Source organism: Hylemonella sp. W303a, assembly GCF_046452315.1.
GTDB lineage: Bacteria > Pseudomonadota > Gammaproteobacteria > Burkholderiales > Burkholderiaceae_C > Hylemonella.
Genome location: NZ_JBKFDG010000001.1, coordinates 90,095 through 103,162, shown reverse-complemented (window position 1 = coordinate 103,162; position 13,068 = coordinate 90,095). Strand labels below are relative to the sequence as shown.

General features: G+C 65.0%; 11 protein-coding genes. 3 read left to right on the top strand and 8 right to left on the bottom strand.

Annotated features, from left to right (window positions below; all coding sequences use genetic code 11):
* Positions 1 to 188: 188 nt before the first annotated feature.
* Both ychF and ACLBKS_RS00475 read right to left on the bottom strand, forming a co-directional pair.
* Entirely contained in the window at positions 189 to 1,280 is a 1,092-nt protein-coding gene (gene ychF, locus ACLBKS_RS00480) for a redox-regulated ATPase YchF (RefSeq protein WP_410190837.1), read from the bottom strand.
* Between the two features lie 198 nt (positions 1,281 to 1,478).
* Positions 1,479 to 2,369: an MOSC domain-containing protein gene (locus tag ACLBKS_RS00475; RefSeq protein ID WP_410190836.1), complete on the bottom strand. Its 891-nt coding sequence runs from the start codon at positions 2,367 to 2,369 to the stop codon at positions 1,479 to 1,481.
* Positions 2,370 to 2,428: 59 nt separating this feature from the next.
* Here ACLBKS_RS00475 and ACLBKS_RS00470 point away from each other — a divergent pair, with 59 nt between their 5' ends.
* From ACLBKS_RS00470 to ACLBKS_RS00460, 3 genes are all read left to right on the top strand, one after another.
* Complete coding sequence (locus ACLBKS_RS00470; RefSeq protein WP_410190835.1) at positions 2,429 to 3,607, top strand: FAD-dependent monooxygenase; 1,179 nt, start codon at positions 2,429 to 2,431, stop codon at positions 3,605 to 3,607.
* A 56-nt stretch (positions 3,608 to 3,663) separates the two neighbouring features.
* On the top strand, positions 3,664 to 4,500 hold the full coding sequence (locus tag ACLBKS_RS00465) for a DsbC family protein (protein ID WP_410190834.1): 837 nt from the start codon (positions 3,664 to 3,666) through the stop codon (positions 4,498 to 4,500).
* Between the two features lie 73 nt (positions 4,501 to 4,573).
* A complete protein-coding gene (locus ACLBKS_RS00460; RefSeq protein WP_410190833.1) occupies positions 4,574 to 6,454 on the top strand; it encodes a M61 family metallopeptidase in 1,881 nt (626 codons plus the stop codon).
* Between the two features lie 69 nt (positions 6,455 to 6,523).
* Here ACLBKS_RS00460 and ACLBKS_RS00455 read toward each other — a convergent pair whose 3' ends face one another.
* The 6 genes from ACLBKS_RS00455 to tyrS all read right to left on the bottom strand — a co-directional run bounded on the left by ACLBKS_RS00455 (position 6,524) and on the right by tyrS (position 13,010).
* Entirely contained in the window at positions 6,524 to 7,225 is a 702-nt protein-coding gene (locus ACLBKS_RS00455; protein WP_410190832.1) for an SDR family oxidoreductase, read from the bottom strand.
* Between the two features lie 78 nt (positions 7,226 to 7,303).
* Positions 7,304 to 7,894 (bottom strand): TetR/AcrR family transcriptional regulator, encoded by a 591-nt coding sequence (locus ACLBKS_RS00450; RefSeq protein WP_410190831.1) that lies wholly within the window; start codon positions 7,892 to 7,894, stop codon positions 7,304 to 7,306.
* A gap of 100 nt (positions 7,895 to 7,994) precedes the next feature.
* Positions 7,995 to 9,137 (bottom strand): PepSY-associated TM helix domain-containing protein, encoded by a 1,143-nt coding sequence (locus ACLBKS_RS00445; RefSeq protein ID WP_410190830.1) that lies wholly within the window; start codon positions 9,135 to 9,137, stop codon positions 7,995 to 7,997.
* Positions 9,137 to 11,176 (bottom strand): TonB-dependent receptor, encoded by a 2,040-nt coding sequence (locus ACLBKS_RS00440; RefSeq protein WP_410190829.1) that lies wholly within the window; start codon positions 11,174 to 11,176, stop codon positions 9,137 to 9,139. The genes ACLBKS_RS00445 and ACLBKS_RS00440 overlap by 1 nt, the downstream gene beginning before the upstream one ends.
* A gap of 148 nt (positions 11,177 to 11,324) precedes the next feature.
* A complete protein-coding gene (locus tag ACLBKS_RS00435) occupies positions 11,325 to 11,669 on the bottom strand; it encodes a DUF2946 family protein (protein WP_410190828.1) in 345 nt (114 codons plus the stop codon).
* Positions 11,670 to 11,762: 93 nt separating this feature from the next.
* Positions 11,763 to 13,010, bottom strand: a complete 1,248-nt coding sequence (gene tyrS / locus ACLBKS_RS00430; RefSeq protein ID WP_410190827.1) for a tyrosine--tRNA ligase — start codon at positions 13,008 to 13,010, stop codon at positions 11,763 to 11,765.
* Between the last annotated feature and the right edge of the window lie 58 nt (positions 13,011 to 13,068).

The following is a 13,068-nucleotide window of genomic DNA, read 5'->3' as shown; positions in this document are numbered from 1 at the left end:
GAAAAGCAGAAAGGCAATGGCGCGCATGGCAGATCATGGGACATCCACCTGGGCGATCAGGTTGATGTTCACTGACGCAGCAGCATCCATGAAACGCCAGAAATGATAAAGCCGCGCTGGTGCGCGGCTTTGGGGAGATTTTCCGCGTCCGGAAGGTGGCCGGAAAGGCGAGGAAAAGCCTTGATCAATCAACTGCTGAACAAGAAATTCATCACGTCGCCATCCTTGACGACGTAGTCCTTGCCTTCGGCGCGCATCTTGCCCGCGTCCTTGGCGCCCTGTTCGCCCTTGAAGGCGATGAAGTCTTCGAAGGCGATGGTCTGGGCGCGGATGTAGCCCTTCTCGAAATCGGTGTGGATCACCCCAGCGGCCTGCGGGCCGGTGTCGCCGACGTGGATGGTCCACGCGCGCACTTCCTTCACCCCAGCGGTGAAGTAGGTCTGCAGGCCCAGCAGCTTGTAGGCCGCGCGGATCAGGCGGTTCAGGCCGGGTTCGTCCTGGCCCAGTTCCTTGAGGAAGTCAAGGCGGTCGGCGTCGTCCATCTCGGACAGTTCGGCCTCGATCTTGGCGCAGATGGCCACCACGGGCGCGTTCTGCGTGGCGGCGTATTCCTTGAGGCGGTCGAGATAGGGGTTGTTCTCGAAACCGTCTTCGCTCACGTTGCCGACGAACATGGCGGGCTTGGCCGTGATCAGGAAGAACTGCTTGAGCAGGGGCAGCTCTTCCTTGCTGAACTCCACCGTGCGCACCGGCTTACCCTGGTCCAGCGCGGCCTGGCATTTCTCCAGGATGGCCACCAGCTTGATCGACTCCTTGTCGCCCGAGCGCGCCGTCTTGCTCACGCGCTGCAAGGCTTTCTCGACCGCGCCCAGGTCGGCCAAGCAGAGTTCGGTCTGGATCACTTCGATGTCGGCAATCGGGTCCACCTTGCCAGCCACGTGGATCACGTTGTCGTCCGCGAAGCAGCGCACCACGTTGACGATGGCATCGGTCTCGCGGATGTGCGCGAGGAACTTGTTGCCCAGGCCTTCGCCCGTGCTGGCCCCGGCCACCAGGCCGGCGATGTCCACGAACTCCACGATGGCGGGCACGATGCGCTCGGGCTGGACGATCTCGGACAGTTGCTTCAAGCGCGGATCCGGCACCTCGACCACGCCGACATTGGGCTCAATGGTGCAGAAGGGGTAGTTTTCAGCGGCGATGCCCGCCTTGGTCAGGGCGTTGAAGAGGGTGGATTTGCCGACGTTGGGCAGGCCGACGATGCCGCACTTGAGACTCATGGTGTTCCTTGCTTGAGGGGCGGTATTTTAAAGGCGGCGGTGTGCCGCCCGCGGCCTCGCCGCGCATGCCCGTCAAACAGGCAGTCCAATGGCAAGCCAGCGCAGGCGCGGCCTGCGCGACTTGTTCATGCACTTGTCCACAGCTTTAGCCACGGAGACGCTGGATAAGTCGGCTTGACGTCAACTCGCGCTGAGGCATCAGAAGGCGTAATCCGCCCGCGCCACCTGCCCCACCTTGAGCCAGCGGTCCAGACCCGCCGTAACGATGCAGTTCATGCCGAAGGTGATGGCGCCGTTGAGGCGCGCGTCTTGCCGGTAGGCCTGCAGCGTGTCGTTCACCGAGGGATGGCTTTGCGCCGTGTCCGGGTCGATGTTGGGAATGGGGCAGCGGGAACAGGGCTTGACGGGCGTGAGCTGCACCTCACCCTCGTCCGTATCGATGGTGATGGGGCCCACGCGGTCTTCGTCGTGCGCCTCCCAGCCCTCGATGACGATGTTGGGCCGGAAGCGCCGCGCATCGACCACGGGTTGGCCAGCGGCTTTCAGACGGGTGTTCAGGTCGTCCACCGCGGATTGGCTGACCACCAGCAGGGGATACCCGTCGGAGAACTGGTTGGGCGCTTCCACGCCCCCCGTCCATTTCAGGCTGGACAGACGGCGATGCTCGGGGTCGAAACGGGCCAGCCGGTAGCGGCCGCCGCCTCCCGCGCCCTGCGCCAGAAAGTCCGTGAACCATTGCGCCGCGAGGTCGCCCATGTCAAAAGCGGCCACTTCGTCCTGCCAGACGCGCACGCGGGTCGGCGCCTCCACCGTGTCCACGCGCAGGTGCAGGGCCAGCATGCCCGGCGCGCGCAGCACCAACTCACCGCTGCCCAGCGTGTCGCCCTTGAAGGCGGTCTGGATCAGGGCCATGCGCGGCAGTTCGCGCTGGGTGACAAATTCGCCCGCTTCGTCCACGACCATCCAGGCCCGATCCAGGTCCAGACCGGTCTCGGTCAGCAGCGCCTGAGGCAAGGCCAGACCGCCGCAGGATTTGACGGGGTACACATGGAGGCTGGAAATCCGCCCCACAACGTCGGAGGTTTGCATGGGATTGATTGTGCCTTGCCGTCTCGGGTCGAGGCCGGCTTCTACAATGCCCCTCAGCTATGGCATCTCCCTCCCCAGCCCTGGACATTTTCATCAGCGGCGACGGCATCGTCGGCCGCAGCCTGGCCCTCTTGCTTGCGCGTGAGAAGCTGCGCGTGGGTTTGAGCGCTGCCCCGCCCGCCTTGCCGGGCGCAGCAAAAGTCGGAGCGGACATTCGCGCCTACGCCCTCACCCCGGCCTCGCGCGCGCTGCTCGAAAGCATCCGCGCCTGGCCGGAGGACGACACCCTGGCCACGCCGGTCCTGGCCATGCAGGTGCATGGTGACGAAGGCAGCGAACTGAACTTCAGCGCGGCCCTGCACGGTCCGAACCGGGGCGATCTTCGTGGCGCGCCCGCGCTGAATTGGATCGTTGACGCGCCCGTGCTCGAAGAGGGCCTCGCCACCGCGCTGCGCTATCAGCCGCAGATCGAGCGGGTGCCACAAGGCCAGGAAGTCAAGGCGCCGCTCACCGTGGTCTGTGAAGGCCGTGCCAGCGCCACGCGCTCCGCCTTGGGCGTGGACTACGACATGGCGCCCTATGCCCAGCATGCCCTGGCGGCCCGCGTGCGCTGTGAACGGCCGCACGGACAGGTCGCACGGCAATGGTTTCTGCGCGATGAATCCGCCGGTGAGGTGTTGGCCCTGTTGCCGCTGGGCGGGCCACACGGCGACACCGTGGCCGTGGTCTGGTCGGTCTCGCCGAAGCGCGCCGCCTTCCTGCAAGAGCTAACGCCCAAGGCCTATGCCGAGGCCCTCGCCTTGGCCTGCGGGCATGCGTTGGGCGCGATGGAACTGGTGAGCGAGCGCCGGGCCTGGCCCCTGGTACGAGCGCGGGCGCGCCAGTGGTCTGGCCGCAGCGCTCAAGGCGCTTGGGTGCTGGCGGGCGACGCCGCGCACGCGGTGCATCCGCTGGCGGGACAAGGCCTGAACCTGGGCCTGGCCGACGTGGCCGAATTGGCCCGCGTGCTGCGCGAACGCGAGGAGTGGCGCAGCGTGGCCGACCCCAAGCTGCTGCGCCGCTACGAGCGCGCGCGCAAGGCCGGCATGCTGCCGCTGGACCTGGGCATGGACGCGCTGCAGCGTCTCTACACCCGCGAAGGCCCTTTCTGGAACCAGCTGCGTGCCTGGGGTCTGCGAGGCGTCGAGCACAGCGGCTGGCTCAAGCACTGGCTGGCCCGCCAGGCGATGGGCGCTTGAATGGCACGCGACGACACCTGACGCACGACGACACACCCCTGAAAGCAAGCCCCACGATGACTCAGCCCTTCTCCTCGCGCATGGTTCGCAACGCCCGCCCGCTGCGAGCGGCCCTCTTCGGTCTGACGCTGGCTCTGCTGGGCCTGGCCGCGCTGAACCCGGCGCAAGCCCAATCCAATCCGAACGAGGTCAAGGCGACTGCGGAACCTGCTGCAGCAGCGGCCATCCGCAAGAACTTGGGCGCTCGCCTGCCCAAGATGCCCGCCATCGACGAAGTGCGCGCGCTGCCCTTGGCGGGGGGCACCAGCTTGTACGAGGTGCGCGTGGGGCAAGACATTTTCTATACCGATGCCCAGGGACGCCACCTGATTCAAGGCCAGATCATCGACCTGCAAAACCAACGCAACCTGACCGAAGAACGCACGGAGCAGCTGTCAGCCGTGCGCTTCCAGGACCTGCCCTTCGACGATGCCTTCGTCATCCGCCGCGGCAAGGGCGAGCGCCAGCTCGCGGTGTTCTCCGACCCCGAGTGCGGTTACTGCCGCAGGCTGGAGCGTGAGCTGGCCAGCCTCGACAACGTGACCATCCACGTCTTCCTGTACCCGGTGCTCGGCCCGCAATCCACGGAAAAATCCCAGGCCGTGTGGTGCACCGCCTCAGCGCAGCGCGGCCAAGTTTGGTTGGATTGGATGCTCAAGGGCACGCCACCCGCGGCGCAGGCCAATTGCAGCCAACGCACGCTGGACACGCTCACGCGCAACCTGGAGTTCGGCCGCAAGCACCGCATCCAGGGCACGCCCACGATGTTCTTCGCCAACGACGCACGTGCGCCGGGCGCGTTGAGCGCGCGGCAGATCGAGCAGCTTTTCGCCAACGCAGCGGCAAGCAAGTAGGCAAGTAAAGCGACATCCGTCGACGCGCGATCCGACGCCCTCCCAGCCACTCTGCTTTCACAGGCTCTGCTCCATGGCCCGCTCCTCCACCGCTGCCCGTTCCTACCGAGCTCGCGCACCGCAAGCCGCCTCGCGCGCGGTGGCGGTGACCTACTTGGTCGAGCTTGAAAACCCGCGCGCCCACCTCTACCGCGTGACTGTGACCATCGCCGAACCGGCACCGCAGCAGCACGTGAGCCTGCCGGTCTGGATTCCGGGCAGTTACCTGGTACGGGAGTTCGCCAAGCACTTGCAGGAACTCACGGCGCGGCAGGGCAAGAAAGCGCTGGCCCCACGGCAATTGGACAAATGCAGTTGGTCGGTCGATTGCGACCCGGGTCAGCCGCTGGTGCTGAGCTACCGCGTTTACGCATACGACAACTCCGTGCGTGCCGCTTGGTTGGACACGCAGCGGGGGTTTTTCAACGCCACCAGCCTGTGCCTGCGCGTGGAAGGGCAAGAAGACGCGCCACATGGACTCACCCTGGCCCGCCCTGCCGGATCAGGCAAGGAGGCGATGGCGCCCTGGCAGGTCGCCACCGGCCTGACCCCGCTGACGACCGACAAGCAAGGCTGGGGCAGTTACCGCGCCGCCGATTACGACGAGCTGGCGGACAGCCCGGTGGAACTGGGCGCGTTCTGGCAGGGCGACTTCACGGCCTGCGGCGTGCCGCACCGCTTCATCGTTGCGGGCGCACCGCCGAGCTTCGACGGCGCGCGCCTGCTGGCCGACGCGCAACGCATCTGCGAAACGGAAATCCGCTTTTGGCATGCCCAAGGCCGTGCCAAAGGCACGGTGCCAGCACCGCCCTTTCAGCGCTATGTGTTCATGCTCAACGCCACCGACGACAACTACGGCGGCTTGGAGCACCGCAACAGCACCGCGCTGATCTGCGGGCGGCGTGACCTCCCGCGCCTGGGCCAAAAGCCCGCTGAGGGCTACACCACCTTGCTGGGCCTGATCAGCCATGAGTACTTCCACACCTGGAACGTCAAGCGCTTGCGCCCCGCCGAGTTCTCACGCTACGACTACACGCGGGAAAACTACACCGAGCTGCTCTGGTTCTTCGAGGGCTTCACCAGTTACTACGACGACTTGCTGCTGCGGCGCGCCGGGTTGATCGACGACGCCACCTACCTGCGCCTGCTCAACAAGAACATCAACCAGCTGCTGCAAACGCCCGGCCGCTGGGTGCAGACCGTGGCCCAGGCCAGCTTGGACGCCTGGGTCAAGTACTACCGCGTGGACGAGAACACGCCCAACGCCACCGTCAGCTACTACGGCAAGGGCGCGCTCGTGGCCTTGTGCATCGACCTCACGCTGCGCGCAGAGACCGGGCACAAAAAATCCTTGGACGACGTGATGCGAGCGCTCTGGCGCCGCTGCAAGGCGGGTCCGATGACCGAAGCCGACGTGCTGGCCGTGTTGCAGGACCTCAGCGGCCGGAGTTGGAAAAAAGAACTCCAGCACTGGGTGCATGGCACCCGCGAACTGCCGCTGCGCGAACTGCTGCAAAGCCAGGGCGTCGCCGTCCACGATGACCCGGCCCAGTTGGTGCAGCGCCTGGGACTGCGTGTCGCGGAAAGCAATGGCAGCGTGCAAATCAAGACCGTGCTTCGCGGCGGCCCTGCAGAGGAAGCGGGCTTCGCGGCGGGCGACGAGTGGCTGGGCGTGGAAATCCATGGCACGTCGACAGGCAAGTCCGGCAAAGCCAAGGCGTCCGAGAGCCCCAGCGCATGGCGGCTGCGCAAGTTGGATGACCTGCTGCTCTACGCAGGCCCGCAACTGCAACTGACCGCCTTGATCTCACGCGACCAGCGCATTGTGCGTCTGCCGCTCACCCTGCCCAAGACCAGCACCACCTGGCGGCTGGCCGTGGAGGAGCAGGACAAGGTGCAGCGCTGGCTGACTTGACGCGGCCCCGTTGGCTGACACAGGTCGACGCGTCAATGTTGGCTCGGGGCCTGGCCTTGAATCCTCGATTCAAACCGCTGCCAAGTAAGCCGCTGCGGGCGTCGACAAGGATTGCTTGACCTGGCGCGTGATGTCATCGGCCAACACTTCCATGGCGCCCGCTTCCAATCCCTCGTAAGCCAGGCGCACGATGTCCTGGGGCGTGGACTTGGGTACTTCCATGCCACGCGTCAGATCCGTGTCCACGAATCCCATGTGCAGGGCCGTGACCTGCGTGCCTTGCTCGCGTAGCTCGTGGCGCAGACCATTGGTCAACGCCCAGGCGGCGGACTTGCTGGCGCCGTACGTGCCGAGCACGGGGCGGTTGATCCAGCTCGCGATGGAGAGCACGTTAAGCAAGGCGCCGCCACCGTTCTTCGCCAGCACCGGCGCGAAAGCCTGGGCCATCTGCAACATGCCGATGAAGTTGGTCTCCAGCTGACGCCGCGTGGCGGACAGATCGGTGTCGGCCAGGAAGCCCCCAGGCATGGCGATACCGGCGTTGTTGACGACCAGGGTCACGTCACCGTAGTCCTTCGCGGCTGCGATAACCTGAGCAGGATCGGTGACGTCGAGACGCAGCGGCATCACGCCCTCCAGGCGCACGCTCGCCGGATCACGTGCGGCGGCATACACACGGCGCGCACCGCGTGCCAGCGCCTGCCTGGCGAATTCCAGGCCGATGCCGCGGTTGGCGCCCGTGATGAGAACAACGGATTGATCGAGTTTCATGCTTTACTCCAGTTTTATGACGGTCGTCATATTTAAGTGCGAACAAAAAAACGCAGAGATCTGCGGGCGGAAAAACCTTCAGGAAGGAGATTGGGCGTCGAATTGTTCGAGCAAGAAGCGCCGCGCCAGCGCCAGATGCTTGCGCCCCTGCGCATTGGGGCCCAAGGTGCGGGCGATCTGTAGCGCACCAATGAGTTGGCTGGCGATCACGCTCGCAGCGTCGTCGGCATGCCCAACCGGAAGTGCATCGCGCACATCGGCCACCAAATCGCGCACGCGCGCCACCGCGGCCTCGCGCACGGCATCCGCCTGACGTGGCATCTCGGAAGCGAGCGCCGCCACCGCACAGCCGTACTCGGGGGCATTGAGGTGTTGCTCGGAAAGGTAGTTCTCGACCAAGGTACGGAAGCGGCTGAAGCCTTGGGCTTGGCCTCGGTCCAGCGCTTCCTGCATGCGCGCGTGGGCGTCGCGACCGGCGCGCTCCAGCGCTTCGGCGATCAAGACTTCACGCGAGGCGAAATGGGCATAAAAGCCACCATGGGTCAGCCCGGACTGCTTCATGATGTCCGCCACGCCGACCCCGGAAAACCCACCGCCGCGCAAGGCGCGCGCCGCCGCATCGACGATGCGGTCGTGCGTTTGCTGCTTGCGACTGGGGGCGATGGGCATTGTGCGGATGCTCGGTCGAATTGGACGCATCATACCAAAATATGACGATCATCATATTCCGGAAATTTGGTTGACCCTCGAACACGATGCCTGGGCACGCTCAACGGGACCACGTCCGCGCACGGCGCTTCTGCCGCCACCGTATCAAGCCGGTGATCCACGCCAGCAAAGGGACCAGCCCCAGAACCGCGTACAGCAAGCGCCCCGGCAGGCCGAACAGCTCGGCGTTGTGCAGAGGATGCAGCCACGCGAGCAAGGCATTCCCGTACCCCTGGTCGGCGGGGTCCTGTCGCGCCAGCAGCTCACCGGTGACGGCATCGACCCAGATGCGAGTTTGAGGAAAGCGCCGCCCGGGCTCGAAGCTCTGGTGCAAGCGCAAGACGATGGGCTCGCCCTGGGTGCCAGACGACTCCACCCAGCGCACGTCCGCCTGCGGAAACTCCCGCTGGGCGACGAGCACGGCAGCGTCCAGTGAGACCAAGGCTTGGGCCGGTGCCGCAGGCGCAGCAGGCCGCGCCACGGCGCTGCCGGGCTCGACCCGCAAGAGCGTCCGTGTCGCGTCCGGCCAGGCCAGACCGATGCCCGTGAGAGCCAACAGCAAAAGCCCAAGCCAGGCGTAGACGCCCGTCAACACATGCAGGTCATACGTGCGCCTCACCGGCCCGGGGCGCAGCACCGGCCGCAGGGCCGCGCCCAGGCGCTGGCGGCTCGGCCACCACAGCCACAATCCGCTGAGCAGGGACATCACCATCGCCACACCCAACCAACCCACCACCGTGCGCCCCACGCCCTCCCACAGCAAGGTGTAGTGCAGGTCATAGAGCCAGGTTGCAAGGAAGTCCCCCCAGTAGCGATCGCTGGTGATCTCCAAAGTTCGTGGGTCGAGGGTGACCATGCGGGGCGCGAATGCCTTGTCCGCACGCTCGGGCGGACGTGGGTAGCGCACCATCACCGGACTGCTCGCGCTGTCGGGCAATTCGATGCGCCACGGACCGGTCAATTCCGGATAGGCCGTGCGCAGTCGTTGCAGCACCTGTTGCGGTGACACGGGCGTGCCGGTCCCGGCCTGCGCCACCTCGGTCTGGGCAGGCACCTGGATCGCCGGGTTGAGCCAGCGATCCAGTTCCAGGTAGAAGACCAGCGCGCTGCCGGTCACGCCCAGGAGCGCCAGCAAGGCGCCCAGGGGCAGGCCGATCCACAGATGCAGCGCCAGCCAGCGCTTGCGCAGTCGGGCCTGGTCCATCAGAGGCTGATGTTCAGCATCGCGTAGACGCTGCGCGGTGCGCCGGGCGCATGCAGGCTTTGCGAGCCGTCATGCCAGACGTACTCGTAGTAGCGGTCCGTCAGGTTGCGACCCTGCACTTCGAGCGCGACCTTGGGGCTGAACTGGTAGGACACCGAGGCATTCAGCAAGGTGTAGCCACCGTACTTGGGCGTGCTGTTGGTCTTCTCGATGTAGTAGTCCGACTGGCTGTTGACCCAGGCCGACCAGCTCAAGGCAGGCGTCACCTGGTGATCCACACCCAAGCCGGAAATCAGATGCGGCACGTGGTCGAGTTCCTTGCCCTCGGTGTTGCTGGCATTGGAAGCGGCTCGGAGGATTTCCGCGCGCTGCGCCGTGAGCGAAAACCAGAGGCCCAGGTCCCGATGGGGACGGGCATTGAGTTCCAGGTCCACCCCTTCTCGGCGCGTGCGGCCGATGTTCTCGGAGTCGTTGGAAGGATCGTTGAGCTTGCGCAAAGCCTCGTTGCTCGCCACCTGCCGCCACACCGCGAATCGGCCATCCACCGATGACACGGGCTTGAACTTCACGCCGGTTTCCCAGCCGTCGTTGATCGAAGGCTCCAGATCGCGAGACTGATTGACCTTGTACGAACCGGTCCCCACGCCGACCTGGAAGCTGCGCCCCACATTGCCATAAAAGACCAGCGGATCGGAATAGACATAAACCACGCCGAGCTTGGGTTGTTGAATCAACCCGTAGTCATTCATGTCGTACTGCGCACCCGTCAGTCGGTTCGTGTAATCACCTGAAATCTGATCCACGCGCAAGGCGGGTGTCAGCGTGAGCTGAGCCGTCGGCTTGATGTTGGCTTGCGCAAAGGCGCCCACGGTGTTGAAGTCGAACTGCTGGTCACGGGTCTGGCTGCTGCGCGTCTGGGCGACGGTGGTGTAGCGTTTGCTGCGATTGTCCTGCCGCTCCGTGTCAAAGCCACCTGAAAGCTGAACCTCGCCCAGCGCGGTTTCGCCCAGGGCATAGGTGGCGGAGACGGAAAGTCCCACGTGGTCTTCATCAACCAAACGCTCCTGCTGCGAGGCAGACGCGGAGAAGCGCACGTACCGATGGTCGTAGATCTGGTTGGAGTAGACCTGGCCCTTGAATTGCAGGCGGTCGTTGATCTGGCGCTCGGCCTGCAAGGCCACCTGGGTCATGCGCCGCTCATCCTCGTCGGTGGCGTTGTAGCTGGGTGATTGATCCGGATCGTCCTGGGTCTGGGCTTTGGTGAGGTAACCCGCTTCCTCGGCATTCGCGCGGTGATGGCGAGCGATCAAACCGACTCGGCCTCGTCCATCTTCGCTGTGCAAGAACCACTTGCCGGAGAAACCCAGAGCGTCCGAGTCCGAATGCTCGCGATGGCCGTCGGACTGGCGACCGATGATGGCCAGATTTTGCGTCAAGGCTCCGCTGTCCACACCGATGGCCGCTTGCACTTCCTGGGTCTTGAACCTGCCTAAGGTCGCGCGCACGCGGCGATAGTCACCACCCATGCGCGTGACGATGTTGGCGTTGCCCGCGATGTTGTGCAAACCGTAGCGGGGGTCATTCGTGCCACGCACCAACTCGATGGACTCGATGTCCAGCGAAGGCGCCAGGTCGATGTAAGGCATGTTGCCGTCGTTGCTGTTGCTCGGCACGCCATCGATCAGCAGTTTCACGGCATTGATTTCGCCTTCTCCGTTGAAACCTCGCATCGAGAATTTTCCGGAGGTGGTGCCTTGGTTGAATTGGGTAAGCATCACGCCCGGCACCATTTCGAACAGCTGCCAGTTGTTGGCCATGGGCTGCCCTTCAATGCGCTCTTGGGGCAAAACATTCACGGACGTGGGAACTTGCTGAGTGTCCAGCGCGCCACTGGGCGCCGAGACCACGACCTCCCCCAAGGTCAAAGCCGTGGACTGCGAGTTGCTGGGCTGAGCGCTCACCCCATCAACGATGAGACAAGCCAAGATGGCGAGGGTCACGGGTGTCAGCGGCCCCGTGTGGCGAAGAGAGGATGGCACGCGTGCGCGGAACGTGGCAAGAGCAGCCCGCTGGGGGGCTGAATGGAAGCGAGACATGGGTGAATTTCCAGAAAAACGAAACCAGCCGGACCCCACCACCCTGGGTGGAAGAGTCAGCAAGAAGGCGTCCGGGAAGGGACGCGGGTTTTCAGGAAATCAGCGGTGGCCCGCGCGACGGCAGCGGTGGTGCGGTCAAGTACGCCAGCACCGCCGCCCGCGCCGGCGTGAGGGCGTAGGCCAGGGACGCGATGGGCGCGGGCAGCACGGCCCAGCTTGGCGCAGGCGCTGCGGCCTGACAGCACATGGGGCAATGAGAGACGGTGGAACCGTTCTCACCGTCATCATCGACCAGGCTCATGCCGCCGGTCGCAGTGCAGACCATGTTCAGCCCCGCAGGCTTGAGCAGCGGCGTCACGACCGACAGAACAACGGACAGCGTCACCCAGACCGCTGTCCAGCGAGCCAGTGAGGTCAGTCGACGCATGCGTTCCATGGGGGCGCGATTATATGAACCGTGATCCAGGGGTGGGGGCGGGCGAGGCATGCATCAACGATCACCCCCGATGTGCATGCCACCAACCTTGCATCACGCAGTCAGCGTGACCTTCTTGAATTTGCGCTTGCCCACCTGCAGCACGTAGACGCCAGCGCCCAGCTTGAGGCCCTTGTCGCTAACAGCTTGGCCATCCACGCGCACGCCACCGCCGTCAATCAGACGATTGCCTTCGCCGGACGAGGCCACCAGGCCTGCCTGCTTGAGCAGGGCGGCGATGCCCAAGGGCACCCCGCCTTCCAAGGCCAGGGTTTGCTCCTCGATCTCGTCGGGAATGCCGCCCTTGCTGCGGTTGATGAAATCCTGCTCCGCGGCCTCGGCCGCCTGGGCGCCGTGGAAACGCGTGGTGATCTCCTTGGCCAGCATCACCTTGGCGTCCTTGGGATTGCGGCCGGCTTCGACCTCTTGCTTCAGCGCCGCGATTTCAGCCAGGGACTTGAAGGACAACAAGGTGTACCAATCCCACATCAGCGCGTCGCTGATGGACAGCACCTTGGCGTACATGGTGTTGGCGTCCTCGCTGATGCCGATGTAGTTGTGCTTGCTCTTGGACATCTTGTCCACGCCGTCCAGCCCCACGAGCAGGGGCATGGTCAGGATGCACTGCGGCTCCTGGCCATGTTCCTGCTGCAGGTGGCGACCCATGAGCAGGTTGAACTTCTGGTCGGTGCCGCCGAGTTCGAGGTCGGACCTGAGCGCGACCGAGTCGTAGCCCTGCATCAGTGGGTAGAGGAATTCATGCACGCTGATCGGCGTGCCGGCCTGGTAGCGCTTGGTGAAGTCGTCGCGCTCCATCATGCGCGCCACGGTGTACTTGGCGGCGAGCTGGATCATGCCCATGCTGCCCAGCGGCAGGCACCATTCGCTGTTGTAGCGGATCTCCGTGCGCTGCGGGTCCAGCACCAGGCTGGCTTGCTTGTAGTAGGTCTCGGCGTTGGCCTTGATCTGCTCCGACGTGAGCGGCGGGCGGGTGCTGTTGCGGCCCGAAGGGTCACCGATCAGGCTGGTGAAGTCACCGATCAGGAAGATGACCTGGTGCCCGAGGTCCTGCAACTGCCGCAGCTTGTTCAGCACCACGGTGTGGCCCAGGTGGATATCAGGCGCGGTGGGGTCCAGGCCCAGCTTGATGCGCAGGGGCGTTTGGGTGGCCTCGGAGCGGGCCAGCTTCTTGATCCAGTCGTCCTCGGGAATCAATTCCTCGCAGCCGCGCCGGGTCACGGCCAAAGCCTCGCGCACGCGGTCGGTGACGGGAAAGGGAGCAACGGGAGAGGATGTGTTCATAGGGATTTTTCTACAGCCCGGTCCAAAGGGGCCGATATACTCGTCGCGCACCAGATCG

Coding starts and splice junctions, on each gene's coding strand:
- ychF (WP_410190837.1), bottom strand. CDS start 1,280: ATGAGTCTCAAGTGCGGCATCGTCGGCCTGCCCAACGTCGGCAAATCC.
- tyrS (WP_410190827.1), bottom strand. CDS start 13,010: ATGAACACATCCTCTCCCGTTGCTCCCTTTCCCGTCACCGACCGCGTG.
- ACLBKS_RS00455 (WP_410190832.1), bottom strand. CDS start 7,225: ATGAAACTCGATCAATCCGTTGTTCTCATCACGGGCGCCAACCGCGGC.
- ACLBKS_RS00465 (WP_410190834.1), top strand. CDS start 3,664: ATGACTCAGCCCTTCTCCTCGCGCATGGTTCGCAACGCCCGCCCGCTG.
- ACLBKS_RS00475 (WP_410190836.1), bottom strand. CDS start 2,369: ATGCAAACCTCCGACGTTGTGGGGCGGATTTCCAGCCTCCATGTGTAC.
- ACLBKS_RS00470 (WP_410190835.1), top strand. CDS start 2,429: ATGGCATCTCCCTCCCCAGCCCTGGACATTTTCATCAGCGGCGACGGC.
- ACLBKS_RS00450 (WP_410190831.1), bottom strand. CDS start 7,894: ATGCCCATCGCCCCCAGTCGCAAGCAGCAAACGCACGACCGCATCGTC.
- ACLBKS_RS00445 (WP_410190830.1), bottom strand. CDS start 9,137: ATGGACCAGGCCCGACTGCGCAAGCGCTGGCTGGCGCTGCATCTGTGG.
- ACLBKS_RS00460 (WP_410190833.1), top strand. CDS start 4,574: ATGGCCCGCTCCTCCACCGCTGCCCGTTCCTACCGAGCTCGCGCACCG.
- ACLBKS_RS00435 (WP_410190828.1), bottom strand. CDS start 11,669: ATGGAACGCATGCGTCGACTGACCTCACTGGCTCGCTGGACAGCGGTC.